The sequence below is a fragment of the Yoonia sp. I 8.24 genome (assembly GCF_022096995.1).
Taxonomy (GTDB): Bacteria; Pseudomonadota; Alphaproteobacteria; order Rhodobacterales; family Rhodobacteraceae; genus Yoonia.
On record NZ_JACXGQ010000005.1, the window covers coordinates 168,488 to 191,048 of the forward strand.

23 protein-coding genes, 1 tRNA gene and 1 riboswitch are annotated in these 22,561 nt (G+C 52.9%); of the genes, 16 read left to right on the forward strand and 8 right to left on the reverse strand.

Annotated elements, in window-relative coordinates; genetic code table 11:
• Positions 1-131: 131 nt before the first annotated feature.
• Positions 132-467 (reverse strand): hypothetical protein, encoded by a 336-nt coding sequence (locus Yoon_RS11600; protein ID WP_238112393.1) that lies wholly within the window; start codon positions 465-467, stop codon positions 132-134.
• A 31-nt stretch (positions 468-498) separates the two neighbouring features.
• On the opposite strand from Yoon_RS11600, the gene Yoon_RS11605 reads away from it, so the two are divergent.
• The 5 genes from Yoon_RS11605 (at position 499) to Yoon_RS11625 (ending at position 6,783) form a co-directional block, all read left to right on the forward strand.
• Positions 499-1,134 (forward strand): transposase, encoded by a 636-nt coding sequence (locus Yoon_RS11605; RefSeq protein ID WP_238112394.1) that lies wholly within the window; start codon positions 499-501, stop codon positions 1,132-1,134.
• A gap of 551 nt (positions 1,135-1,685) precedes the next feature.
• Positions 1,686-2,669 (forward strand): ABC-three component system protein, encoded by a 984-nt coding sequence (locus tag Yoon_RS11610; RefSeq protein ID WP_238112395.1) that lies wholly within the window; start codon positions 1,686-1,688, stop codon positions 2,667-2,669.
• On the forward strand, positions 2,666-3,169 hold the full coding sequence (locus Yoon_RS11615) for a three component ABC system middle component (protein WP_238112397.1): 504 nt from the start codon (positions 2,666-2,668) through the stop codon (positions 3,167-3,169). Before Yoon_RS11610 ends, Yoon_RS11615 begins: the two co-directional genes overlap by 4 nt.
• A complete protein-coding gene (locus Yoon_RS11620; RefSeq protein WP_238112398.1) occupies positions 3,169-5,136 on the forward strand; it encodes a DUF3732 domain-containing protein in 1,968 nt (655 codons plus the stop codon). The genes Yoon_RS11615 and Yoon_RS11620 overlap by 1 nt, the downstream gene beginning before the upstream one ends.
• Before the next feature lie 165 nt (positions 5,137-5,301).
• The gene (locus Yoon_RS11625) at positions 5,302-6,783 is read left to right on the forward strand and encodes a serine protease (protein WP_238112399.1); all 1,482 of its coding nucleotides are present in this window, start codon (positions 5,302-5,304) and stop codon (positions 6,781-6,783) included.
• A 338-nt stretch (positions 6,784-7,121) separates the two neighbouring features.
• Here the strand turns inward: Yoon_RS11625 and Yoon_RS11630 are convergent, their stop codons facing one another.
• Positions 7,122-7,307 carry a hypothetical protein gene (locus tag Yoon_RS11630; protein WP_238112400.1) on the reverse strand — a complete coding sequence of 62 codons (186 nt, stop codon included), beginning with the start codon at positions 7,305-7,307 and terminating at the stop codon, positions 7,122-7,124.
• Between the two features lie 135 nt (positions 7,308-7,442).
• Positions 7,443-7,518 (reverse strand) — tRNA-Lys (locus tag Yoon_RS11635).
• 94 nt (positions 7,519-7,612) lie between these two features.
• Here Yoon_RS11635 and dapF point away from each other — a divergent pair.
• Genes dapF through Yoon_RS11655 form a run of 4 tightly spaced genes read left to right on the forward strand, consistent with a single transcriptional unit; the run spans position 7,613 to position 10,949 of the window.
• Positions 7,613-8,428 (forward strand): diaminopimelate epimerase, encoded by an 816-nt coding sequence (gene dapF / locus Yoon_RS11640; protein WP_370642160.1) that lies wholly within the window; start codon positions 7,613-7,615, stop codon positions 8,426-8,428.
• A complete protein-coding gene (mtaB, locus tag Yoon_RS11645; protein ID WP_238112402.1) occupies positions 8,416-9,693 on the forward strand; it encodes a tRNA (N(6)-L-threonylcarbamoyladenosine(37)-C(2))-methylthiotransferase MtaB in 1,278 nt (425 codons plus the stop codon). Before dapF ends, mtaB begins: the two co-directional genes overlap by 13 nt.
• On the forward strand, positions 9,693-10,331 hold the full coding sequence (locus Yoon_RS11650) for a glutathione S-transferase (RefSeq protein ID WP_238112403.1): 639 nt from the start codon (positions 9,693-9,695) through the stop codon (positions 10,329-10,331). The genes mtaB and Yoon_RS11650 overlap by 1 nt, the downstream gene beginning before the upstream one ends.
• A 15-nt stretch (positions 10,332-10,346) precedes the next feature.
• On the forward strand, positions 10,347-10,949 hold the full coding sequence (locus Yoon_RS11655) for a glutathione S-transferase (RefSeq protein WP_238112405.1): 603 nt from the start codon (positions 10,347-10,349) through the stop codon (positions 10,947-10,949).
• On the opposite strand, the gene Yoon_RS11660 is transcribed toward Yoon_RS11655, so the two are convergent.
• Positions 10,950-11,594, reverse strand: coding sequence for an outer membrane beta-barrel protein (locus Yoon_RS11660; RefSeq protein WP_238112406.1), 645 nt, complete (start codon positions 11,592-11,594; stop codon positions 10,950-10,952).
• Between the two features lie 409 nt (positions 11,595-12,003).
• On the opposite strand from Yoon_RS11660, the gene petA reads away from it, so the two are divergent.
• Genes petA through Yoon_RS11675 form a run of 3 tightly spaced genes read left to right on the forward strand, consistent with a single transcriptional unit; the run spans position 12,004 to position 14,770 of the window.
• Positions 12,004-12,564: a ubiquinol-cytochrome c reductase iron-sulfur subunit gene (gene petA / locus Yoon_RS11665; protein WP_238112650.1), complete on the forward strand. Its 561-nt coding sequence runs from the start codon at positions 12,004-12,006 to the stop codon at positions 12,562-12,564.
• A 12-nt stretch (positions 12,565-12,576) separates the two neighbouring features.
• Positions 12,577-13,917: a cytochrome b gene (petB, locus tag Yoon_RS11670; protein WP_238112408.1), complete on the forward strand. Its 1,341-nt coding sequence runs from the start codon at positions 12,577-12,579 to the stop codon at positions 13,915-13,917.
• Between the two features lie 10 nt (positions 13,918-13,927).
• On the forward strand, positions 13,928-14,770 hold the full coding sequence (locus Yoon_RS11675; RefSeq protein ID WP_304957298.1) for a cytochrome c1: 843 nt from the start codon (positions 13,928-13,930) through the stop codon (positions 14,768-14,770).
• A gap of 78 nt (positions 14,771-14,848) precedes the next feature.
• Here Yoon_RS11675 and Yoon_RS11680 read toward each other — a convergent pair whose 3' ends face one another.
• Genes Yoon_RS11680 through thiB form a run of 3 tightly spaced genes read right to left on the reverse strand, consistent with a single transcriptional unit; the run spans position 14,849 to position 18,025 of the window.
• A complete protein-coding gene (locus tag Yoon_RS11680; protein WP_238112412.1) occupies positions 14,849-15,544 on the reverse strand; it encodes an ATP-binding cassette domain-containing protein in 696 nt (231 codons plus the stop codon).
• The gene (locus tag Yoon_RS11685) at positions 15,531-17,060 is read right to left on the reverse strand and encodes a thiamine/thiamine pyrophosphate ABC transporter permease ThiP (RefSeq protein ID WP_238112413.1); all 1,530 of its coding nucleotides are present in this window, start codon (positions 17,058-17,060) and stop codon (positions 15,531-15,533) included. The genes Yoon_RS11680 and Yoon_RS11685 overlap by 14 nt, the downstream gene beginning before the upstream one ends.
• On the reverse strand, positions 17,036-18,025 hold the full coding sequence (thiB, locus tag Yoon_RS11690) for a thiamine ABC transporter substrate binding subunit (protein ID WP_238112651.1): 990 nt from the start codon (positions 18,023-18,025) through the stop codon (positions 17,036-17,038). The genes Yoon_RS11685 and thiB overlap by 25 nt, the downstream gene beginning before the upstream one ends.
• 36 nt (positions 18,026-18,061) lie before the next feature.
• Positions 18,062-18,159, reverse strand: a riboswitch (TPP riboswitch).
• 118 nt (positions 18,160-18,277) lie between these two features.
• Here thiB and Yoon_RS11695 point away from each other — a divergent pair.
• From Yoon_RS11695 to Yoon_RS11710, 4 genes are all read left to right on the forward strand, one after another.
• Entirely contained in the window at positions 18,278-18,916 is a 639-nt protein-coding gene (locus Yoon_RS11695; protein WP_238112414.1) for an HD domain-containing protein, read from the forward strand.
• 75 nt (positions 18,917-18,991) lie between these two features.
• Positions 18,992-20,095 carry a chorismate synthase gene (gene aroC, locus Yoon_RS11700; protein WP_238112415.1) on the forward strand — a complete coding sequence of 368 codons (1,104 nt, stop codon included), beginning with the start codon at positions 18,992-18,994 and terminating at the stop codon, positions 20,093-20,095.
• 160 nt (positions 20,096-20,255) lie between these two features.
• The gene (locus Yoon_RS11705) at positions 20,256-20,489 is read left to right on the forward strand and encodes a hypothetical protein (RefSeq protein WP_238112416.1); all 234 of its coding nucleotides are present in this window, start codon (positions 20,256-20,258) and stop codon (positions 20,487-20,489) included.
• Positions 20,490-20,538: 49 nt separating this feature from the next.
• A complete protein-coding gene (locus Yoon_RS11710; RefSeq protein WP_238112417.1) occupies positions 20,539-21,540 on the forward strand; it encodes a glycosyltransferase family 2 protein in 1,002 nt (333 codons plus the stop codon).
• Here Yoon_RS11710 and Yoon_RS11715 read toward each other — a convergent pair.
• Positions 21,537-22,409, reverse strand: a complete 873-nt coding sequence (locus Yoon_RS11715) for a DMT family transporter (RefSeq protein ID WP_238112418.1) — start codon at positions 22,407-22,409, stop codon at positions 21,537-21,539. The two genes, Yoon_RS11710 and Yoon_RS11715, sit on opposite strands and share 4 nt — an antisense overlap.
• Positions 22,410-22,561: the final 152 nt, after the last annotated feature.

A 22,561-nucleotide genomic window follows, 5' to 3' on the forward strand; every position in this document is an offset into this window, starting at 1 on the left:
CTGTTTCAGGAGCAGCTTGATCCAAACGCTTAAAGTCCAAAGTTGGTCGTCAGGGAACACGTCGGATAATTTGACATGGCACGTTCGTGTTATTCAATAACTGATATCTGTTCAACGAGCTCAATCATCACTTAAAGCGCCTTTGTTTGCTCTGGTGTGTCGGCTGGTCGCTGCAATTCCACACTCAGATATTCGTACTTCTGCGCGCAATACGCATGCCCACCGCAAGATTTCGCAAGAGTCTCAAATGGCATTCGCCATACAGGGAGCGATACGTGAAAGCGACGATGCCACTTCGCACCCATCTGTTGATCCATCAGGCCACCACGGCTAACGCTGGAATCAATGGCATAGACGAAGGCCGCGATTTCGATCAGATCAAGAGCAACATCCGGCAATCCCACAACAAGGCTCTTGCGAATGTGCCCACGTTCTGCCATCTCCGCTTTGAGCAGTTGAGACAACATAGGTGTAGCGGCCTCAAACGCTGGTACGGTAATGGTTGATGGTTTCCAGGGCTACGGTCTCTTAGAAGCATCGGATCGAGATGGTGGACCGATTGCGCGTGCGTTTTGCAACGCACACGCCCGTCGCTACTTTGTAGAGGCCCAAAAGGCTGCTCCATCCGATACCGCGCAAATCATCATAAATAAATATGTCGAAATATATCGGCGAGACAAGGAAACCTACGGGCTTCCACCACAGGTTCGACGAGAATTGCGCCAGCAAGAGCTTCGACCACTATTTGATGATCTTACAAGATATCTGGAAGAGATTGTGCCTAGTATGGATCGAGGCAGCAGACTGTATAAAGCCATCGCGTATTTCATGCGTCACCGCAAAGGCCTAACGCTGTTCCTTGATGACGGCCGTCTGGAAATTGACAACAACATGGTCGAGAACACCATTCGATCTATCGCATTATTGAGAAAAAACGCGCTCTTTGCCGGTTCAGAAGGCGGAGGCAGGGCCTGGGCTTTTTTCGCCAGTCTTGTTGGAACCTGCAAGCTGAACGGAGTGGAGCCATGGGCATATTTCAGTTGGCTATTTGAGAAAATCGAACAGGGTTTTCCTGTTGCACGGTACCGTGAGCTCTTGCCATGGCATTGCCCGAAGGGGCGGTTTGAAAAATAGAAATTTGGCTAAAAGCGGCGGAAACCGGAAGTTCACTGCAGCTGCGACTTAAACACAACATATCTCAGTAAGCAGATGTTATATTTGCTCCCTGGGTAGATCAGATCAGCTTAGCTTAGCTGGCGGGAAGTAGGCATTGGCTGTGCAAAGGAAGTTTCCCGTCCTAAGCTTGGAGAGCGGATCGCTGTATAAACTTCATCTAGTTTAGCAGTCATATTCGTGGTTGGCCCGAATTCAAAAAATACTTGAGTTCTTTTTGGGCCTAAAAGCAGAAAAAGCTGTCAACTATTACGTACATTGGCCTAGTATAATTAGATATTGCGTGATTTTGGATGAGATACAGTCAGGGTAGTTTCAAGACTTGGTAAAAACGGTGAAAGTTAAGGGTAGCGCAGCGGGGCAATATCTAGGGTACGCTCTGCAACCCGTCCGGCTTTTTTTATCATCTCCTGTCTTGCCCGACAGATGCAGAAGTTGGCCTGGAATATGCGGATGATGTATCTGTTCACAATTCTGATGGCTTTACTTTGGTCGAACAATGCAAGAGCGCATTGAAATCCAACCCTATTTCAGATTGGGCAGAAGACCTTTGGAAGACTTTTCATCTTTGGATCGATAACGCCAACGATGGTGTTTTTGATCCAACCAAAACCCGCTTTCAACTCTACGTCACCCCCGCCAAAACCGGAACGTTTGCGCAGCAACTGAGTGATCTTAAGAGCGAAGATGAGATCAAAGCGCTGTTGGAGGAAATCGCCAAGCGCCGCAAAAAGGTCTCCTCCTCTAGCAAAAGTGCAGAACACCTTGATGCGGTTTTTGCGGCTGACCAAAAGCTCGTTGTCCAAATCATCCAAAACTTCAAACTCATCACAGAGGACCAAGACCCGCTCTCGCCCATTTATGAGCATCTGGATGCCACTGTTTCCAAAGAAACCCTCGAAAAAGCATGCAGCTACGGTATTGGGGATTCAATGGATCGTATCGAAAAGGCGGTAAAGAACGGTTCTGCTCCGCTCATTTTCGCTCAACAATTTCGTACGACCTTCAGGGCATTCGTTAACAAATACGACGCTACCAATGTACTGCATTCCTTGGCCGACCAACCCGATGACGCCGTTGTCCAAAATACACTGTCGCGCGCACCGCCCTTCGTTCAGCAACTCAAACTGATTGAGGCCGATATTGAGACGACCACACGTGCAGCCAGTGATTATCTTCGCTCTTCGGCAGATCGTACAAAATGGGCAGCCGACGGCCTCATATTTGAAGACAGCGTTGAAGAGTACCGGGACACGCTAAAACAACGCCATGGGCACGTTCGAGGAGAAGTCGATCTTACACATGGGACAATGGAGCCACCGAAACGAGGCCTTCTTGTTTATTACAAGTGTTGCCAAGCCACACCAATCCCATTGGAGGGGAGAGTTGTCCCTATTCATTTCATGACAGGTTCCTTGAACGATTTGGCAAATCGTAACGAAATCGGTTGGCACCCTGACTACGTCGCACTCATGCAGCAGGAGCCGGAAGAATGACGGCAGAAACAGCAAATACTGCCGCTCTTACGGAAATTGACAAAGTGCAGAACCCAGCCTTGGGCGCATGGCTGCTTTGGGAATATGGCCGTCGCTACCAAACGACCACCTCCTCAGCACCGAGCCACTTTTTGCTATTTTTCCTCGTACTGCCGATTTGCTTACATCGGCCGACACTCGATGCTGTCAACAGCACACAAGAAAGGTCTGGGCTGGGCAAGTTTTGCGAGAAGCTCGGAAGCAAACGCGAAGAGCTTTTGGCAATTCACGAACGCGCGCTCAAGTTGCGCGCCTTAACCCTCAGCTCCATTTCTTTTGGCATCAGAGCGGGTCTGTTTGACATGAATTACAACACCGGCGTCATGCGCGCCCTCGAACACAAAGCGCCCAAGCCACCCGAGCGCGTCAAGCCCCATGCCAAAGGTGCTGTAAAACTAGGTGCATGGTTTGAAGCCATCGATGCCGTCAACGTATTTACTGCCCTAAAGGTCGAACTCTAATGCAATTCCAGATCAAAAAAATCATACTCTGGCCACGCAAGAACTTCGAAAAGCGAGAGATCGACTTTGAAGAAGGCCAGGTCAATGTCATCAGTGGGGCGTCTAAGACGGGCAAGTCTGCGGTCATTCCGATCATTGACTACTGTCTGTGCGCCAATAAATGCGCCATCCCTGTCGGTGTCATCCGCGAAGAATGCGAGTGGTTCGGGGTTCTGATAAGCAGTGTTGAGGGCGAAAAACTTTTCGCGCGGCGTGAACCAGGCGATCAAAAACAAACCGGCGATATGTTTTTCCTTGAAGGCGATGATCTTGAAATACCCGAAAGGATCGAGGCTAAGAACGCCACCGTTGACCAAGCGAAAACTGTCCTCAACCGACTGTCGGGATTATCATCGCTCGGCATGAACCCTCACTCGGAGGGATACAGTTCAAATCGTACAGGATTTCGGGATTTGATGGCATTCACCTTTCAGCCACAAAACATCGTTGCCAACCCGGACGTGCTCTTCTTTAAGGCTGACACCACAGAACATCGCGAAAAACTCAAATCGATCTTTCCATACATTCTGAATGCGGTCACGCAGCAAACCTTGGCAGATCGCTGGGAACTTGATCGCCTGCAGAAAAGTCTCAAGCAGAAGGAAGCTGCGATGAAAGCAGCTGCCAGTTCGGTCCAGACATGGATGGCTGAAGCGACTAGCTGGATTCAGCAGGCACGCGAACTTGGGTTGATTGAATTGGAACGGGATAGCCCAGCCCTATGGCCGGATATTCTCGACCTGCTCACACAAATTGCTGGCTCCAACTCGAGGCAGGCCAGAACATCAGTTCAAGCCATCAATGGAGCACTTAAAGAACTTACAGAACTCCAAAACGCAGAAGCTGCAGAGGCAACTTTCCTGACCACACAACGGCAGCGCCTGCTGGAAATCCGTCGTCTCATCGAAAGCAGCAAAACATACGGCGATGCGATGTTTATTCAGCGGGATCGCCTTGCTGTGTCCGGCTGGATCCGGGACTTGTCGACGGAATCTGCCGACGCTTTGTCTGCCATTTCACCGGATGGTTCCGATCACTTGGACCAACTCTGTTCAGCGCTTGAAGGATTGGAACTAGAGGTTCAGTCACAGGCAACAATCTCGGACAAGCTCGACAAGGAACAATTGCGTCTTCGCTCCGTGGCAGAAGAAAGCATCAGCCGACTCAACGGCATACGAACACAAATCCGAGAGCTGGAGCGCCGATCAGAAGAAGCGCGCGCTGAGATCTATCGGGCAGACCAAATTGAGCGGTATCTTGGTCGGTTGGAGCAGGCAATTTCACTCTATGAACGCACTGGAGAAGACGCCGAGCTCACCGTAGAGATTGAAGAACTGAAAAATCAAATCAGTGAAATTCGAGGACGTATTTCCGAACACCAGATCCAAGTTCGCATCAACAATGCCCTCGCTTCGATCGAAACCATTGCTGGTCAGATCCTACCAACACTAGACGCGGAATGGCCTGATGCAGCAATCAACTTTATGCTCGCAGATCTTACAATTAAGGTCGTGCAAGGAACGCGAGATGACTATCTTTGGGAAATTGGCAGTGGTGCGAATTGGCTTGCCTATCACGTCTCCATGACGCTGGCATTCCAGCGGTTTTTCCTACAAACACCGGCCCATCCGGTTCCTAATTTCTTGATTTATGATCAGCCAAGTCAAGTCTATTTCCCACAGAGCCCGCGCGATGATGAGGTCTCAGACGCCGACTGGCACAATGAAGACATCGTGGCGGTTCGCAAAGTGTTCACCGCCGTCAGTCTCGAGACTCAGAAGGCGAGAGGTAATCTTCAAGTCATTCTGCTTGATCATGCGGACGAAAAAGTCTGGGGTGATATTGAAAACGTTATGCTCATTGAAGAATGGCGCGACGATCAAAAGCTTGTGCCAGTTGAGTGGCTTCAAAGTGAGCGCTTAAATTGACCAGTTCAACTGAGCTCACGAAAATAGAATGAAAGCAGCGACCTCTGTGCAGCGCAACGGTGACAAACCGAGACATCCAGTTACTATACACGCGCTTCCAAGTACGGTCGCTTTTTAGAATGAAAGATAACCTGGTTCACCCACGGAGTCCGCATTGGTTGACAGATGACAAAATCCGTAAATGACGGTCAAACATATTCTGCAAAAATTACAGAAACCAACCTGGCGCTCGCCGATCTCAAGTTGTCTTGGGTAACGGCGCAGTACACCGCTGAAGACGGGCTCGGCCCGCTCCAATCAATGCACGAGGCTGGCGATTCCGTCGTTGCGATCGCGAAAGACGGTCCTGATGGCATGACCATCATCGGCAGTGGTGTTTTGGTCGCACCCGGATTGATTCTGACAGCGACGCATGTGCTAGAAGATTTTAAGGGTAGTGGCCATTCGCCGGTGTTTATGACTTTTCTGCCAAACGGCACGCGGATTTGGCTGCCTTATGATGTTTGTACGATTTCCGGTCCGAGCGCACATGATGACAAGCGGAAGTTGACGTCAGACATGTCCCTACTGAGCTGCACGTTAAACTCGGACGCATTATCTGACAAACCGTTAATGATTGCGCCCATGAAAGTGGTCTTACCGCTCATCGGGGACCGTCTTTGGGCCTTTGGTTTCAGACACCAACATATTGAAGACGGTGTCCCCTCGGTCACGCCGTTCGTGTCATCCGGACTGGTATCCGGAGCCTTTCCCCATGGCCGGGGTGAATGGATGCCGTCGCCATGTATCGAAGTTGAAATGGAAGCCCTTAGCGGTATGAGCGGTGGCCCAGTGGTCAACGACGAAGGAGAGCTTGTTGGAATTGTCTCATCTTCGCTCGATAATGGGGGGCCATCTTTCATAACTCTCATCTGGGAAGCGTTGCGTCTTGAGGTCAATTGTCCGCCCCCAATGTTTGACCGGTTCCATCAAATTAACATCTTGCGAGCGCACAGACTTGGTCAAGCAAAAGTAGCCGGCAAGGTCGAAGACAAACCGTGGGGCGATGTCGTTATCAGCTTTTCCGACGCGGAGCAGGATCTCTACACCAGATCAACAGCCATACCTTCTCATGTTGACGAGATGCCACCTGCTGAGCAGAAGTTTACAACTATGCAAATCGAGGCGTTTGTCGAGCGCTACGACGGCGATATGGAAGACGCCGTTGAAGAGGGGGCGGAGCGGACACTTGAGAATTTGTCGCTACCGGAAGTCCTTCCATTTCTTGCAACGTCAGACGTTCCTCAGGATTGCCTCAATCTTATCACAGATGCGTCGGTGGAGGTCTTTGAGGGGATAGAAGACTTTGAAGTTATTTCGATTAAGGAAACACAAACCCAAAAACTATCGATCCAGTGCTACTTTCATCTCAGGTCTGTTGTCTGGATTGTTTCCGTACCGACCGCAGAATATGAAAGTCACGTAAGCGCTCTGGCCGTCCATTTCATGAATCCTGAATCTTCAGATGGAGTGACAAAAATGGAGTTGATCCAAAGATGTTCGTTTAAAGCGACGATCACTTTCGACCGCCAGTCAGAGGCTTTTGATGACTATGGTGTTGAATGGTCCGCAGTGCGTCGGCGTAAGAACCGGACATCGAAACGATGACGAAAAACTCCTAAGGTGTGAGCAGAAACGTTGCTGTTGATCAAGCGGCGTTTATGACCTCAGCGTAATGCTCTGCTGCATTGATCATGCCCTGATGGGTCTGGCATGTTCCTGGCGCGGCGCCACGTGCTCGGTCGCCCGCAAGAAGCGTGCTTGCGCGAAGTGTGAGTTCGCCGCAAGCTCGATTTTGCGCCTGCAGCGAAAGTCGGGAAAGCGGGCTGTAGCTGCAGCATCCAGACGGCACGCTGGATGGCAGTTCTGGGCCCGAAGTACCTCAATTGACGCTACCGTATTGGCGTGTCGCCAATATAGGCCTTGGTTGTCGACGCAGGAAGACCCTAAAGTGGGGGTTGGATGCAACGCTTACGGAAGAATGGATCATCTGAAGCAATCTTCAGATCCGCTTCGGATGCCCGAAACGCCGCTTGCGCAATGCTTTGGATGTCGGCACCCGAATCAAGCAAGGCAATGACTTCACGCCATTTTTTCGACCCTTGCAACGTGCCGAGCCGAATATGGCCCATGCTGTCCTCCCAAACTAAGGACAGGCTGAATCAGATCAAGGCAAAAAGCAAAGGACTTCTAGTCGCAATGCTTACCTAGCGCTTACCCGCCTGATTAAACCAAACGCAACAAAACTGCTAAGTTATTGAAAAAAGTGGTGAGCCGTGATGGGTTCGAACCATCGACCTACTGATTAAAAGTCAGTTGCTCTACCAACTGAGCTAACGGCCCACTGGGGGGCGTATTAGGAAGGTGGCGCGTTGGGGTCAACCCCCAAATGTCATCTTATCTGGAATAGTCCAAACACTTGGCTTATATGGCCCAAATGAACATGCAAAACCAATCATATTTGCCCTTCGTGAAAATGCATGGGCTAGGAAACGACTTTGTTGTTGTGGACGAACGGGGAATCACCCCGCGCGTTGACGCAACCTTGGCAATTGCGATTGCGGATCGGCATCGCGGCGTCGGCTTCGACCAGCTTGCTGTCTTGTCCGATACCCCCAATGCCGACGTGCATCTGACGTTTTGGAACAGTGATGGGTCACTGTCGGCGGCCTGCGGGAATGCAACCCGCTGTATCGCCCGATTCCTAATGGATGAGACAGGGCGCGATGCGCTGACAATCACCACAGACCGCGGCACGCTTTATGCGCGCGACGCTGTCGATGGGCTAACCTCGGTGAATATGGGGCATCCGCAATTGCGCTGGGATGAGGTCCCGCTCGCGTATGAGGTTGATACGCTTTCTTTACCTATTGATGGCACCCCTGTTGCAACAGGCATGGGCAATCCGCATTGTACCTTCTTTGTCGATGACGCTGAGGCCATCGATCTCGCGGCCCGTGGTGCCGAGGTCGAATACGATCCGCTGTATCCGGAACGTACGAACGTACAATTCGCGAGCCTGATCGGCCCCGATCATCTGCGGATGCGTGTTTGGGAACGCGGGGTTGGCGTGACGCTGGCCTCAGGCTCGTCCTCATGTGCAACTGCTGTCGCAGCGGCGCGGCGCGGGATTACCGGGCGCAAGGTGCAGATCGATTTGGACGGCGGCACGCTGCACATCGACTGGCGCGATGATGGGGTTTGGATGACAGGCCCAACTGCGCATGTCTTTGATGGGCAATGGCGGCTGTGATGGTTGGCAATGCGCCCAAGTTTTCCAACCACGGATGCCGGCTGAACGCTTACGAATCCGAGGCGATGAAGGAACTTGCCACATCGGCGGGCGTCGAGAACGCTGTGATCGTCAACACCTGCGCGGTGACGGCTGAGGCCGTGCGCAAAGCCCGCCAAGATATTCGCAAACTGCGCCGCGACAACCCGGACGCGAAACTGATCGTGACCGGTTGTGCCGCGCAGACTGAGCCCGACACGTTTGCAAACATGGCCGAAGTCGATGTCGTAATCGGCAATACCGAAAAGATGAACCCGGCGACTTGGGCCAATATGGCACCCGATTTGATCGGACAGACCGAACCCGTACAAGTAGATGACATCATGTCGGTCACAGAGACTGCTGGCCATCTGATCGACGGTTTCGGCACCCGGAGCCGCGCCTATGTGCAGGTTCAAAATGGCTGCGATCACCGCTGTACATTCTGCATCATTCCCTATGGCCGCGGCAATTCACGGTCCGTACCTGCGGGCGTTGTCGTCGACCAAATCAAGCGACTGGTTGATCGCGGCTATAACGAGGTCGTGCTGACAGGCGTTGACCTGACCAGCTGGGGTGCGGATTTGCCAGCGGCGCCAAAGCTAGGCGATCTGGTGATGCGCATTCTAAAGCTGGTGCCAGATTTGCCACGGCTGCGGATCAGTTCGATCGATAGTATCGAAGTTGATGAAAATCTGATGCAGGCAATTGCAACCGAACCACGGTTGATGCCGCATTTGCATCTGTCTCTGCAACATGGCGATGATATGATCCTCAAACGGATGAAGCGCCGCCATCTGCGTGATGACGCGATCAAATTCTGCGAGGATGCTCGCAAATTGCGCCCAGATATGACCTTTGGTGCCGATATTATTGCCGGATTTCCAACTGAAACGGACGCCCATTTTGCCAATTCAATCAAGCTAGTGGACGATTGCGACCTAACTTGGCTGCATGTTTTCCCTTATTCCAAGCGCGAAGGCACCCCAGCAGCAAAAATTCCGACGCAGGTGAACGGGAACACGATCAAAAACCGTGCAGCACAGCTACGCAGCGCGGGCGCCGCCAAGGTCACCGCGCATTTACAGGCGCAAATTGGCGCGACCCATCATATCTTGATGGAAAATCCACGCATGGGGCGGACTGGACAGTTTGCCGAAGTTAGCTTTGCCAACGATCAGCCCGAAAGCCAGATCGTCACTGCCCAAATTACCGGCGTCGATGGCACACAGTTGCAGGTCGGATAATGCGCACGCTCCCAACTTTCTGGTCATTCCGGCGCTGCCCCTATGCAATGCGCGCGCGGCTGGCCATTCAATCAAGCAAGCAACAGGTTGTGCTGCGCGAAATTGTATTACGCGATAAGCCCACCCCATTCTTAGAGGCTTCGGCCAAGGGCACGGTGCCCGTTTTACAACTGCCAGACCGCGTGATTGACGAAAGCCGCGACATTATGATTTGGGCACTCACGCAAAATGACCCCGAAAATTGGCTAGATATGCCGTCAGAGGGCATGGATCTTATCACGACCTGCGAAGGCCCATTCAAACAGGCGCTGGACCACACGAAATACGCGGTACGCTATCCAGATTTGGACGAAGCGGAACAGCGCGAAAAAGCGATGGGGTTTTTACGCGACTTAAACACCCGATTGGCGGAAAATGCTTACTTGATGGGTGATCAGATACGGCTCGCGGATATGGCGATCCTTCCTTTTGTGCGGCAATTCGCAAATACTGATCGTGCGTGGTTTGACGCGCAGGGGTTAGGGCCCCTCACACGGTGGCTGGATGAATTTCTGACTTCGGATCGGTTTTCGACCATCATCACCAAATATCCCCCTTGGCAAGACGGGCAGGATCGGGTTTTGTTCCCCCAGACCTAAACCGAGGGAAATACAATGAAATTATTGATGTCGCCCGCGTCTCCGTTTGTACGCAAAGCCCGCGTTGTCATCCGTGAACTAGGGCTGACAGACAGTATTCCAGAGGTTCCAATTAGCACCAGCGCCTTGGCGTCTAATTCGACGATTGTTGCCGCCAATCCCATCGGTAAAATTCCCGCCTTGGTCCGCGATGATGGGCCCGCCATCTATGATAGCCGTGTAATTACGCGCTATTTGAACGATTACGCGGACGGGTCGCTTTATCCCGATGCGCAAATCTGGGAATTACTGACGCTTGAGGCGACTGCAGATGCTATTATGGAAGCTGCGCTTGCCATGACCTATGAAATCCGCTTGCGACCCGAAAATGAACGTTCACCGGATTGGATCGAAGCCCAATGGGCGAAGGCAGCCCGCGGCATTAGTGCTGTCAACAAAATGTGGATGAGCCATTTGAACGGCCCTTTGAACATCGGGCAGATCGCGATTGGCTGCGCACTATCCTATGTCGACCTACGCCATGACGCGCGTGGTTGGCGCAATGGCAACACGGCCCTATCTGATTGGCACGCAAAGTTTATTCAGCGCGACAGCTTGATTGCCACCGCGCCACAATAATCAAAAGTTAAAGCTGACGCCCATGTTCACCGCATTGGTGAACACGTCAGTTTCAACGGTGCCGCCGCTATCAAGATCAGCTTTGTTGGCTGAAAACGTGCCTTTATATTCCCCAAAAACAGACCATTGGTCGTTGATGGGGTAGGTAGCGCCCGCGATCCATGTGGCTGCAGGCCCAGTCAATTGGTAACCGAATGTTTCTGACGTACCATTCGTGACCTCTACATGCGGAATCGCAACGCCAATCCCGCCACCGACATAGGGTGTCAGGTCACCAAATGCGCCATTCCAACGGTGGTAGGCATTCACAGTCAGTGTGTTTAGCCCATCCGTGAATTCAAGAACCTCATAGCCTGCTGGCAATTCGCCATCTTCCGGGTAAATTTTGTTGTGCGCAAAATCGAGCCCGTATCCAAATGTGTCGCTTCGCCAACGAGTCGCGCGAATCCCATAATAAATAGGGGCTGAAGATGACCGCCCCTCCCATGAAATTGAGAAATCATCGTCGCCAATCACGTCGTCACGCACAGAAACATCTGATGAAGGTGCAGACTGTACGCCGCCATAAAAGCTCAACTCTACCTGTGCTGCAGCTGCAGCTGGGGTCATAAAAATCAAGGCAATAAGTGTGAGCGCGCGTGACATCGGGTTTTCCTACGAGAGAGTGGCAGTTCTTAAAACCGAACTATGCGGGGTACCCATCACTAACAAGTCACCATTAAGAGAGAATTAAATGTTCAAAGTGAAATGTGTCTGCGGCGACACAAAAACCATATAATTCAGCGATGCGTTGGCGAGAATCCGATCATCTCAGACGAGAGTTGGCGTACCCTAGTGCAATTCAAATCGAGAAAATCTGTGCCGTGATTCTTTGGATCATGTTTACGAAGTCTTGGTTGTTTCGCCACAATAAAGACGACAATGGCGCCTGCGCCCTATTGTCCGCTGGACGGATCATGTTTTCATGGATAAACAGCGCCAGAATGGGCTGAATTTTTTTGGCCCGTCTTTCCCGTGGGCAATCGGCCCAACCAAAGAATCGGAGATGCAAGCCGTGTCACATGCAGACGATCATCAGGGCACACGCCGCGACTTTATATACTATGCAACCGCCGGAGCCGGTGTTGTTGCAACAGGTGCAGCGGTGTGGCCACTGGTCAACCAAATGAACCCTTCAGCTGACGTTCTGGCGCTTGCGTCAATTCGCGTCGATATCAGCGCCGTTGCGCCGGGCACACAATTGACTGTGCTGTGGCAAGGTAAGCCTGTTTTCATCCGGTCACGTACCGAAGAAGAAATCGCTGCTGCCCGCGCCGTAGACGTATCGGAATTGCCTGACCAAGGTGCCGAAAACGAAAACCTTCTTGGTGAAGAAGATGCCTCTGACGAAAACCGCGCATTGTCCGAAGATGGGACATGGCTAGTTCAGATGGGTATTTGCACGCACCTTGGCTGTGTGCCTTTGGGCGAACAAGGTGACTTTGGCGGCTGGTTCTGCCCATGCCACGGGTCGCACTACGATACAGCCGGCCGTATCCGTAAAGGTCCTGCACCGCGCAACCTTCTCGTCCCTGTTGCGTCTTTCGTAGACGAAACAACAATTCAACTCGGTTAAGGAGCGCGCACCATGTCTGGTATTCCCCACGACCATTACGAACCAAAGACTGGCATCGAAAAGTGGCTGCACACGCGCCTACCGATTGTCGGGCTTGTCTATGACACCCTGATGTTGCCAACACCAAAGAACCTCAACTGGATGTGGATCTGGGGCATTGTTCTGGCATTCACGCTGGTTCTGCAAATTGCGACTGGCATCGTGCTTGTCATGCACTACACGCCGCACGTTGATCTGGCCTTCGCGTCGGTTGAACACATCATGCGCGACGTGAACGGCGGCCATATGATCCGCTATTTCCACGCAAACGGGGCGTCATTGTTCTTTGTTGCAGTTTATTTGCACATGTTCCGCGGCCTGTACTACGGGTCTTACAAAGCGCCTCGCGAAGTCACTTGGATCATCGGCATGCTGATGTACCTGATGATGATGGGTACTGCGTTTATGGGCTATGTTTTGCCTTGGGGCCAAATGTCGTTCCACGGGACGGCTGTTATTACTGGTCTGTTCGGTGCGATCCCATTCATTGGTGAATCAATCCAAACATGGCTTCTGGGTGCATCTGCGGTTGGGCAACCTGCGCTAAACCGCTTCTTCTCACTGCACTATCTGCTGCCATTTGTTCTGCTGGGCCTAACAATCGTTCACGTTTGGGCATTCCACACAACCGGCAACAACAACCCAACAGGTGTTGAAGTCCGCCGGACAAGCAAAGAAGACGCAGCGAAAGATACGCTTCCATTCTGGCCTTACTTTGTGATCAAAGATCTGTTCGCATTGGCCATTGTTTTGGCTGTGTTCATGGCGATCGTCGGATTCATGCCAAACTACCTTGGCCACCCCGATAACTACGTCCCAGCGAACCCGCTGGCGACACCGTCGCACATCGTTCCAGAATGGTACTTCTTGCCATTCTACGCCATCCTGCGTGCTTTCACGGCCGATGTTTGGATCGTGCAACTGGTGAACTTTGTAAGCTTTGGGATCATCGACGCAAAGTTCTTTGGGGTTCTGGCCATGTTTGGTGCGATTGCTGTAATGGCGCTGGCACCTTGGCTGGACACATCATCTGTTCGTTCGGGCCGTTACCGTCCGATGTTCAAATGGTGGTTCGCGCTGTTGGCCTTCGACTTCATGGTTTTGATGTGGGTCGGTGCGATGCCAACTGACGGTATCTACCCATACATCTCTTTGATCGCTGCAACCTATTGGTTCGGTTACTTCCTTGTTCTTCTGCCACTGCTTGGCGTGATCGAAAAACCGCTACCACAGCCCGCAACAATCGAAGACGACTTTAACGCGCACTACGCGCCGAAAGCCGGGGCTGACGCCTCTGCCAACTCGGCCGAGTGAGAAAGGACCAATGAAAATGTTCCGCAAACTCACACTGACCGCCGCAACGGCGCTTGCCCTGACAACAGGGCAGGCGATCGCCGAAAGCGAAACACATGTCCATGATTATGACTTTTCGTTTGAGGGTCCTTTCGGCAGCTACGATCAGATGCAACTTCAGCGCGGCCTTCAGATCTACACTGAAGTTTGTTCTAGCTGTCACGGCCTTGAATATGTTGCCTTTCGCACATTGCATGACGAAGGCGGCCCAGCACTGCCTGAAGATCAAATGCGTGCTTACGCCGAATTCTACGAGGTCTACGACCCAGAAGTAGACGATTACCGGCTCGCAACACCTGCGGATAAGTTCCCCGCTGTTACAAGCGCAAACGCACCTGATCTATCATTGATGGCCAAATCACGCGCTGGATTCCACGGTCCCTTGGGTACCGGGATCAACCAATTCGTTAAAGGTATGGGCGGTGCGGAATATATCGCATCGATCATCGCTGGCTATGAAGAAGCACCTGATTGCGCACCCGAGGATTTCGACGGCTACTACAACGTGGCATTCGCGTCCGGTGGCTATCCTGATTCATGTATCGATGACCACGGTCACAACATGGTGCCGGGCAGCTGGATCGGGATGGCACAACCGCTTTGGGGTGACGATGTTGAATTCGCCGATGGCCATTCCACGGACATCCACCACGAAGCACAAGATGTCGCGGCCTTCCTGATGTGGACCGCAGAGCCTAAAATGATGGCACGCAAGCAGGCTGGCCTGTCCGGTGTGATCTTGCTGATCCTTCTGTCTGTGTTGCTATACCTCACAAACAAACGTCTGTGGGCGCCACACAAGCATAAAGACTGATCTAATATGTCACTGAATTAGAAAAGGCCCGCCAACTGGTGGGCCTTTTTTGTGGCGTAGGGTGGATCTTGATCCACCTTACTTGCCAAGATACGCAGCCAACACAGGCGGCGGATTATCAAACAGCGCAGCTGTCGGAACAGGGTCCGTGACAACGCCATCCGCCACAACTGCGACCGCATCCGCAATCCGTTTTGCGTCATCCGGATCATGGGTCACCATAATTACAGAGCGCCCCTGATCCGTTAACCGCTGCTTTACAAGATCAAGCATCTCGGCTTTGAGACTTGGTCCCAGCGCAGCAAAGGGTTCATCCAATAACACTAGCGGACGATCCGCCAATAGAACCCGCGCCAATGCCGCCCGGCTTTGTTGACCGCCCGAAAGCGCAGCCGGTTTGCGTGTTCCCATCCCCGCCAGACCCACGCTTTCAAGCACCACATTCACATGCGACATCTGACTGGCAGACAGGCGCAGCCCAGGCCGTAACCCCAGCCCAACATTCTGCGCGATTGTCAAATGTGGAAACAAGTTGTTGTCCTGAAATAGCATGCTAATCGGGCGACCCGCAGGGGATTGCGCTGTTATATCCGCGCTCGCCCAGGACACGCGCCCTGACGCTGGGGTCAAAAACCCGGCAATCGCTGCAAGCAGGGTGGATTTTCCCGCGCCTGATGGGCCGATTAATGCGGTAATCGCGCCCGTCGCAAATCGCAAATCCGCCCGCAAAGAAAAATCGTCGTACCGCAGTTCAAGATCTTCACAAATCAACATCGCTACGTCCCCAATGGTCGCAAATCCAAAAAATGAGCAAACTGATCCCCAATAAAATCACTGCCGCACCTGCTGCGGCATCCATCCGGTAAGCTCCCATAAGCCGGTGCATTGCAAGCGGTAGGGTTTCTTCGGCCTTGCCTGCAAATAGGGCAATCACCCCCAGATCACCCATCGACAGCGCCGCTGAGAGGCCTGCACCAAAACCCAAAGGCCGCCTAATCCGTGGTAAAACCACGATCCGCAGCCACGCCCAGCGCGTCAGCCCAACGGAGGCCCCAAGCCGTCCGAAATCTTCATGCACCGCAACAATCGCCGGACCAATTGCGCGCAAGACGAAAGGCAGGGCAAGCGTCGCGTTCACCAACATCGTAATCACCAAGGCAACATCGCTTGGGCTGACAAAAGGATAGACGATGAGAAATGCACCCGTCCCGACAACAAGCCCAGAGGCAGCAAGAGGCAACACGCCAACCACCGCAACAGCACGCCCACCCAATAAGCCCAACGCAATCGACATCGTACAGCACAACGTGGCTGAGCCGATAGCCACCAAAACAGACCGCATAGCGGCCAACCAGACAGAGCTTGGCATTTCCAACAACCCGGGAAGGCCGCGTAGCATAACCATCGTAAGCGGAATCAAAAGAAACAGGGCTGCCAAAGCGATTGCAAGGTAGTCCCAAAACGGGCGGCGCATGTCCCAGCGTGTGACTGTGCGATCAAACCCTGCGCCCATCGCGTCAACTCCAGTGACGCGCCAAGCAATCACTGCAGCCACGGCACAAAGACCAAACTGAATGCACGCCAGCATTGCCGCACGTCCAAGATCGAAATCAAACCGCAGCGCTTGATAAATTGCCAATTCCACCGTCGTACTTTTTGGGCCGCGGCCCAAGGTAAGTGCGACAGCAAAGCTGGTCAAACAAATAAGAAAAATAACTAAAAACGTGCTTGGTACCACGGCGCGCAGCATCGGAACTTCCAACACCCTGCCAATCGGCACGTTTAAACTGGCCGCCAATCGAAACCGCTCGGATGGGATCGCAAGCCAGCCTTGCAGGATAAACCGCACTGCCAGCGGAAGGTTAAAGAATACATGCGCTAGAATGACACCGTGAAACCCATAGATCGAAACAGGTTCTATTCCGGCCCAAATCAGTATATAATTCAAGATCCCATTGCGCCCAAAGACGGCGATCAATCCCACAACAGCAACGATCACCGGCAATAAAAATGGGGCGCCAAGCAGGGTTATCAAAGCCTGCCGTCCCCAAAATCTGCGTCGCGCCAAGGCCCTTGCAACCGGGATCGCGAGAACAACGCTTATCAGTGCGGACAATAAGGCCTGCACGACCGTAAACCGGATCGCGGCCCAATCCGCCGCGCCAAGACCTGTCGTCAGGTCCGCCCGCAGCGCCACCGCTGCGAGCGTCCCAAGCGTCAACGCAAGCACCAGCGCCCCCGAAAGGACGCCGGGCCAGCGTGGACTTATTGAGACAGCGCGTTGCGCCATTCTTCAAGAGCTTCCGCCCGGATTGCTGCAGCATCCTCGGGTGATTTCAACAGCGATACGGCTGGCGTCACCAAGGTTTCGAACCCATCGGGAAGACCGGCTTGTGGTGTCACCGCCGGATACATCCAATTTGTGGTTGGGATAATCGATTGGAACCCTTCAGACACGATGAATGCCATGAATTGGTCGGCCAGCTCCGGTTGATCCGTGCTAGCAAGCTTGGCCGCAACTTCGACCTGCATGTAATGGCCTTCTTCAAAGGGCCATGCCACTTTGCTGGCGTCTTCTTCGGCGATCAGGTGATAGGCAGGCGAAGTCGTGTAGGACAGCACTGCATCAGCCTCGCCATCAAGGAACATGCCATAGGCTTCGGACCAACCGGGCGTGACTGTAACGATGTTATCAGAAAGTTCAGCCCAGATGTCAGCCGCTTCGTCCGGATAGGCTTCTTTCACCCACATCAACAAGCCAAGGCCGGGGGTAGATGAGCGCGGGTCTTGAATAACGATTTTCAGATCACCAGTAGCGAGGTTCCGCAAAGAGACGGCCGCTTCGGCGTCTGCATTCCCAACAAAGGCGAAATAGCCCCAGTCGAAAGGCAAGAATTCTGCATCATCCCATGCGATCGGCAGATCAAGATCTGCTGTCACACCATGCGGCGCAAACAACCCGGTCTCACGCGCGGCAGCGGTCAGGTTGGTATCCAACCCCAATACCACATCAAATTCAGTCCGCGGCCCTTCAAGCTGGATGCGTGCCAACAGGGCAGCCCCATCAGAGCTACCAACGAATTCAAGGTCGCAGGCGCATTCTGCTTCGAATGCGGTTTCAATTGCGGGGCCGGGACCCCAATCGCTAACAAAGCTGTCATATGTCAAAACTTGCAGTACCGGGGTCTCAGCCAATGTGCTTGTAGCACAAAGGGCAAGTCCCGCGACAACTGGCAGATAGATTGGTTTTTGCATCATATCCTCCAAATGCGACGGGCGGAATGGGGGATAGCGTGATTGCCATACCTTCCCTCCGCCGGTCTTAACCGGTTCAGGTTCAACGGGTCCGCTTGCGCATCTCAGCCGATATGGCCCCCCGAGGTGCGGCTTACATACGCATGTTTTACCAAAATGCAAAGACCACGAAACTCTGCGGGTATCAGGGTTGATCTTTCGTTACATCTTGCCTTGAAAGCCGCAGGCACAGGCCAAGTTTAGGAGATACCAATGCAAGATGCGCTCGTTCAATTTCTTCTTCGCACAACCACACAAGATTCAGCCCATGACATCGGACACCTGCACCGCGTTTGGCGAAATGCACAGATCATTGCAGACCAAGAACCGCCTAGTGACCGGGTTGTACTGCTGCATGCCGCCTATCTGCACGACCTCGTTAATTTGCCCAAATCACACCCAAACCGCGCCAATGCCTCTGCGATCTCGGCCGAGAAAGCCAAACTATTCTTGCGCGATCAGGGACTGAGCAGCGCGCAAATCGATGCAACCTGCCATGCGATTGTCGCACATAGTTTTTCGGCCAATGTCAGCCCACAGACGCTTGAAGCAAAAATTATTCAAGACGCAGACCGGATCGAGGCGCTAGGCGCAGTGGGTTTAGCCCGATGCTTTGCCGTGTCGGGCGCTTTGGGGCGTCCGTTGTTTGATCCGGCCGACCCGTTTGCGACGACCCGCGCGCTGGACGACCAATCCTTTGCAATAGACCACTTTGCGGTAAAATTGCTGCGCCTTCCTGACACCATGCAAACGACGTCCGGCCGTGATCTTGCCGCGCAACGCGCTGACATCCTGCGCACGTATCTGGACGACCTCGCACAAGAGCTGAATTTTCCCGTCTCTGGCTGGTAGAAAAGCAGCCCCGCAGCCGCGATTGAATGTGGCGCGATGTTCCTGTAATCCAAGGCCAATCAATGGGGCGCGCATATGTCGATGAATAGTTTTGGTCACCTTTTCAAATTCACAACCTGGGGCGAAAGCCATGGGCCAGCACTGGGCGCGACCGTTGATGGCTGCCCACCCGGCGTGCCAATTGACGCGGCGATGCTGCAACAATGGCTAGATAAACGTCGCCCGGGCCTGAACAAAAACACAACCCAACGCAATGAACCTGATGCGGTTGAAATCCTGTCCGGTGTGTTTGAGGGCAAATCAACCGGCACCCCAATTCAGCTAATGATCCGCAATACCGATCAACGGTCCAAGGATTACGGCGATATTGCCAACACCTTCAGGCCCGGTCACGCGGATATCACCTATCACCAAAAATACGGCATCCGCGATTATCGTGGCGGCGGTCGGTCATCAGCGCGCGAAACGGCTGCGCGGGTTGCGGCTGGTGGGGTTGCGCGCGAAGCAATCAAAGCGATTGCGCCCAACGTCCAGATCAGAGGCTACATGACCCAAATGGGGAGCAAAGCCATTGATCGTGCCAATATCGACTGGGATCAGATCGATCAGAACGATTTTTTCTGCCCAGACGCGCAAGCCGCCGCAGAATGGAACGACTATTTGGCTTGGCTGCGCAAAGACGATCATAACTCAGTTGGTGCGATCATCGAAGTTGTCGCCCGCGGGGTCCCGGCGGGGATCGGTGCCCCGGTTTATGCTAAGTTAGACACTGATTTGGCCGCCGCGATGATGTCGATTAACGCCGTTAAAGGTGTTGAGATTGGCGAAGGAATGAACGCCGCATCGCTCACAGGGCGTGACAACGCGGATGAAATTTTTATGGGACCAAACGGGCCTGAGTATAGTTCAAACCACGCAGGCGGCATTTTGGGTGGGATCAGTACTGGGCAAGACATTGTCGTGCGTTTTGCGGTCAAACCAACATCATCTATCCTCAGCCCGCGCAAATCGATCCGCATGGATGGGTCCCCGATGGAAGTCATCACCAAAGGCCGCCATGATCCTTGTGTCGGCATCCGTGCAGTGCCTGTGGGAGAGGCGATGATGGCCTGTGTAATCTTGGATCACCTGCTCTTGGATCGCGGTCAAACAGCTGGCACACGCGGGAAAATCGGATAACTGCGCCTTGCGTAGCAGCTATGATAGCTGTTGCAAAAAACCCATTGCGGCTTAAAATACTTAGTAATTATTGACTTATTTTCGTTATTCGGCAACAAATTTGGCGCGTGGTTTATATCGCAGCCATGCGTGATAGAGTTCGAAATTTGAGGCATATAAAATGAAACTATTTACCGCCGTCTTTGGCACATCAACTGTTGCCGCCATCTCTGCTTATGCGGGTGGTGTTGCGGATATGATTGTTGAAACCGCACCCGTTGTTATGGAACCCACCGAAACAGTCGGTTCAAGCGCCCCTAGCTGGGTTATTCCCGTAATTATCATCGCAGCCCTTGTTGGCGCTGCAGCGTTGTCTGGCGACGACGATGATGATGACACCGGCGGCCTATACTAAGGCTTTTAGTACCAATTTACATCTTTTGAAATTGGTCTAGGAAACGATCATGATCGGTGAAAAGCCACATATTATGATCGGTATATGTACGCGGCAGCGGAACACGCTGCTGCGTCGTTTAATTGACGGCATCCAAGATCAACCTATGCCCGCAGGGTATAGCGTTGAGATTGTTGTTATTGATAACAACGATGTTCCTACAGCAGAACCTGCGCTAGATGGTACCGCAACCCGCTTTCCCATTTCTGTCGAACATGAACCGCAAGCGGGTCTGGTATTTGCGCGCAATCATGCGCTAGACGCCGCCACTGCACGCGGGGCAACTTGGTTTATCGGCGTCGACGACGACGAATGGGTCGATGAAAACTGGCTGGCGGAAATGGTTGATGGCTTTGAGACGCACAGCTCTCCGGTGCTGATCGCACAATGTATCTATGAATATGACGGCGCGCTCAGCCCGTACCGGCAGGCGCGTCAACTCCAATCGCTGACCAAAGGCAAACGCCCTTCGATCCTTTCCAGCGGCAACTATGCAATCCATCGCCGCATTTTCGCGGACGATGACGGGCTGAGTATGCGCTTTGATCCGTTTTTTAATGAAAGCGGTGGTGAAGACGTTGATTTCTTTCTGCGCATTCAACACATCCACGGCTATGTTGCCGCATCTGTCCCCGGTTCAATTGTCTACGAAGCTTGGGATGGTGAACGCGCGACGCTCAGCTATCATCTAAAACGGTGCCTCCGCAATCAAGTGGCGGGCTACCATATCCTACGGCGACACCGACGGCTGGGGCTCTATGGCAATGTTATTCAAAATGCTTTTCGTGTGATGGTAAAAACGAACCGACATCTTGTCTACGGCATTGGCAAGCTACTGCTTGGTGCATTGACCGTTCCGTTCAAGCGTAACGAAGGTCAGAAATTAATCGGTCTCGGGATGGAAAGATGCGTTCTCGCGGCAGCCCTTGGGGCGTTTTTGTTCGGGATGTTACCCGTCGGCTATGGCGCAAGTGTTCAAGGGTCGCCTGATGGCGTCAGACCAAACAGCTAAGGCGCAACCGGTTGCTTTGACAATTGCACCGCCAGAATCCCGCCGGCGATGATCACAACACCGATGATATCCAAAACGCCGATTGCTTCGCCCAACAGCAAGGCCGCAATGGCCACGCCTAGGAATGGGTTTAAAAAGTGGAATGTCGATGCTTTGACGGCGCCAATCCGTCCCACCAGCATGAACCACACCCATGTGGCCGCCAAACCGGGGATCAGCGTAGTATAGACGAACGCCACGATCAGTTGCCAGTTCCAAGTGACGACCCAATCCTCAAGCATTAATGCCGGGCCCGCCAAGATCGTCGCCCCCACAAGCATTTGCAGCCCGACGATCATCAAGACATTTCCGCCTGATGCTGCACCCATGACGGCCAATGTCGCAACCGTCAGCGATACGACTCCGATCACACATAAAAGCAAACCAAATGGGTCAACACCACCTTGCAGCCGCGCACCCATAATCAAGGCAACGCCGATCACCCCAGCGACCAACCCGGCTAGCCCTAGCGGCCGAACCTTGGTTCCGAAAACCACCCATCCAACCAACGCGACAAGCAATGGCATTGTCGAGGCGATAATTGCGGCCAATGACGCAGGCACGGTTTGCATCGCGACAAAGTTCAGGCCCAGATAGAGAGCGTTTTGGCACAGGCCAAAGATCAACACACCGGTCCATTGTCGGGGCGTTAGCTTGGCCGACTGCCCAAGTGCAAAGGCGATCATGACGCCTAACAACCCGGAAATGAAAAACCGAAGCGCAAGAGCGCTAAGCGGCGGGGCATATTCCACGATCACCCGCGCAGAAGTGAAGGCCGAAGACCACATCGCCGCAAAAGCGAGCCCCATGAGAATTGCTTTGATATCCATTGCGGGACGTTTGCTGAACACCCAAGAAACGTCAATCCAAGATCGCAATTACATTGTATCAATACGATTGTGCGGCCGCACCAAACCGCGCACAAAAAAGGGCCGCCCGATCCGGGCGACCCTTATAAACAGTACATTCAGCATCAGGCCAA

Excerpts from the sequence above, each read along its gene's own strand:
- Yoon_RS11600 (WP_238112393.1), bottom strand. The coding sequence starts at position 467 with ATGTTGTCTCAACTGCTCAAAGCGGAGATGGCAGAACGTGGGCACATT.
- Yoon_RS11605 (WP_238112394.1), top strand. The coding sequence starts at position 499 with ATGGTTGATGGTTTCCAGGGCTACGGTCTCTTAGAAGCATCGGATCGA.
- Yoon_RS11615 (WP_238112397.1), top strand. The coding sequence starts at position 2,666 with ATGACGGCAGAAACAGCAAATACTGCCGCTCTTACGGAAATTGACAAA.
- Yoon_RS11620 (WP_238112398.1), top strand. The coding sequence starts at position 3,169 with ATGCAATTCCAGATCAAAAAAATCATACTCTGGCCACGCAAGAACTTC.
- Yoon_RS11625 (WP_238112399.1), top strand. The coding sequence starts at position 5,302 with ATGACAAAATCCGTAAATGACGGTCAAACATATTCTGCAAAAATTACA.
- Yoon_RS11630 (WP_238112400.1), bottom strand. The coding sequence starts at position 7,307 with ATGGGCCATATTCGGCTCGGCACGTTGCAAGGGTCGAAAAAATGGCGT.
- dapF (WP_370642160.1), top strand. The coding sequence starts at position 7,613 with ATGAACATGCAAAACCAATCATATTTGCCCTTCGTGAAAATGCATGGG.
- mtaB (WP_238112402.1), top strand. The coding sequence starts at position 8,416 with ATGGCGGCTGTGATGGTTGGCAATGCGCCCAAGTTTTCCAACCACGGA.
- Yoon_RS11650 (WP_238112403.1), top strand. The coding sequence starts at position 9,693 with ATGCGCACGCTCCCAACTTTCTGGTCATTCCGGCGCTGCCCCTATGCA.
- Yoon_RS11655 (WP_238112405.1), top strand. The coding sequence starts at position 10,347 with ATGAAATTATTGATGTCGCCCGCGTCTCCGTTTGTACGCAAAGCCCGC.
- Yoon_RS11660 (WP_238112406.1), bottom strand. The coding sequence starts at position 11,594 with ATGTCACGCGCGCTCACACTTATTGCCTTGATTTTTATGACCCCAGCT.
- petB (WP_238112408.1), top strand. The coding sequence starts at position 12,577 with ATGTCTGGTATTCCCCACGACCATTACGAACCAAAGACTGGCATCGAA.
- Yoon_RS11675 (WP_304957298.1), top strand. The coding sequence starts at position 13,928 with ATGAAAATGTTCCGCAAACTCACACTGACCGCCGCAACGGCGCTTGCC.
- Yoon_RS11680 (WP_238112412.1), bottom strand. The coding sequence starts at position 15,544 with ATGTTGATTTGTGAAGATCTTGAACTGCGGTACGACGATTTTTCTTTG.
- Yoon_RS11685 (WP_238112413.1), bottom strand. The coding sequence starts at position 17,060 with ATGGCGCAACGCGCTGTCTCAATAAGTCCACGCTGGCCCGGCGTCCTT.
- thiB (WP_238112651.1), bottom strand. The coding sequence starts at position 18,025 with ATGCAAAAACCAATCTATCTGCCAGTTGTCGCGGGACTTGCCCTTTGT.
- Yoon_RS11695 (WP_238112414.1), top strand. The coding sequence starts at position 18,278 with ATGCAAGATGCGCTCGTTCAATTTCTTCTTCGCACAACCACACAAGAT.
- aroC (WP_238112415.1), top strand. The coding sequence starts at position 18,992 with ATGTCGATGAATAGTTTTGGTCACCTTTTCAAATTCACAACCTGGGGC.
- Yoon_RS11705 (WP_238112416.1), top strand. The coding sequence starts at position 20,256 with ATGAAACTATTTACCGCCGTCTTTGGCACATCAACTGTTGCCGCCATC.
- Yoon_RS11710 (WP_238112417.1), top strand. The coding sequence starts at position 20,539 with ATGATCGGTGAAAAGCCACATATTATGATCGGTATATGTACGCGGCAG.
- Yoon_RS11715 (WP_238112418.1), bottom strand. The coding sequence starts at position 22,409 with ATGGATATCAAAGCAATTCTCATGGGGCTCGCTTTTGCGGCGATGTGG.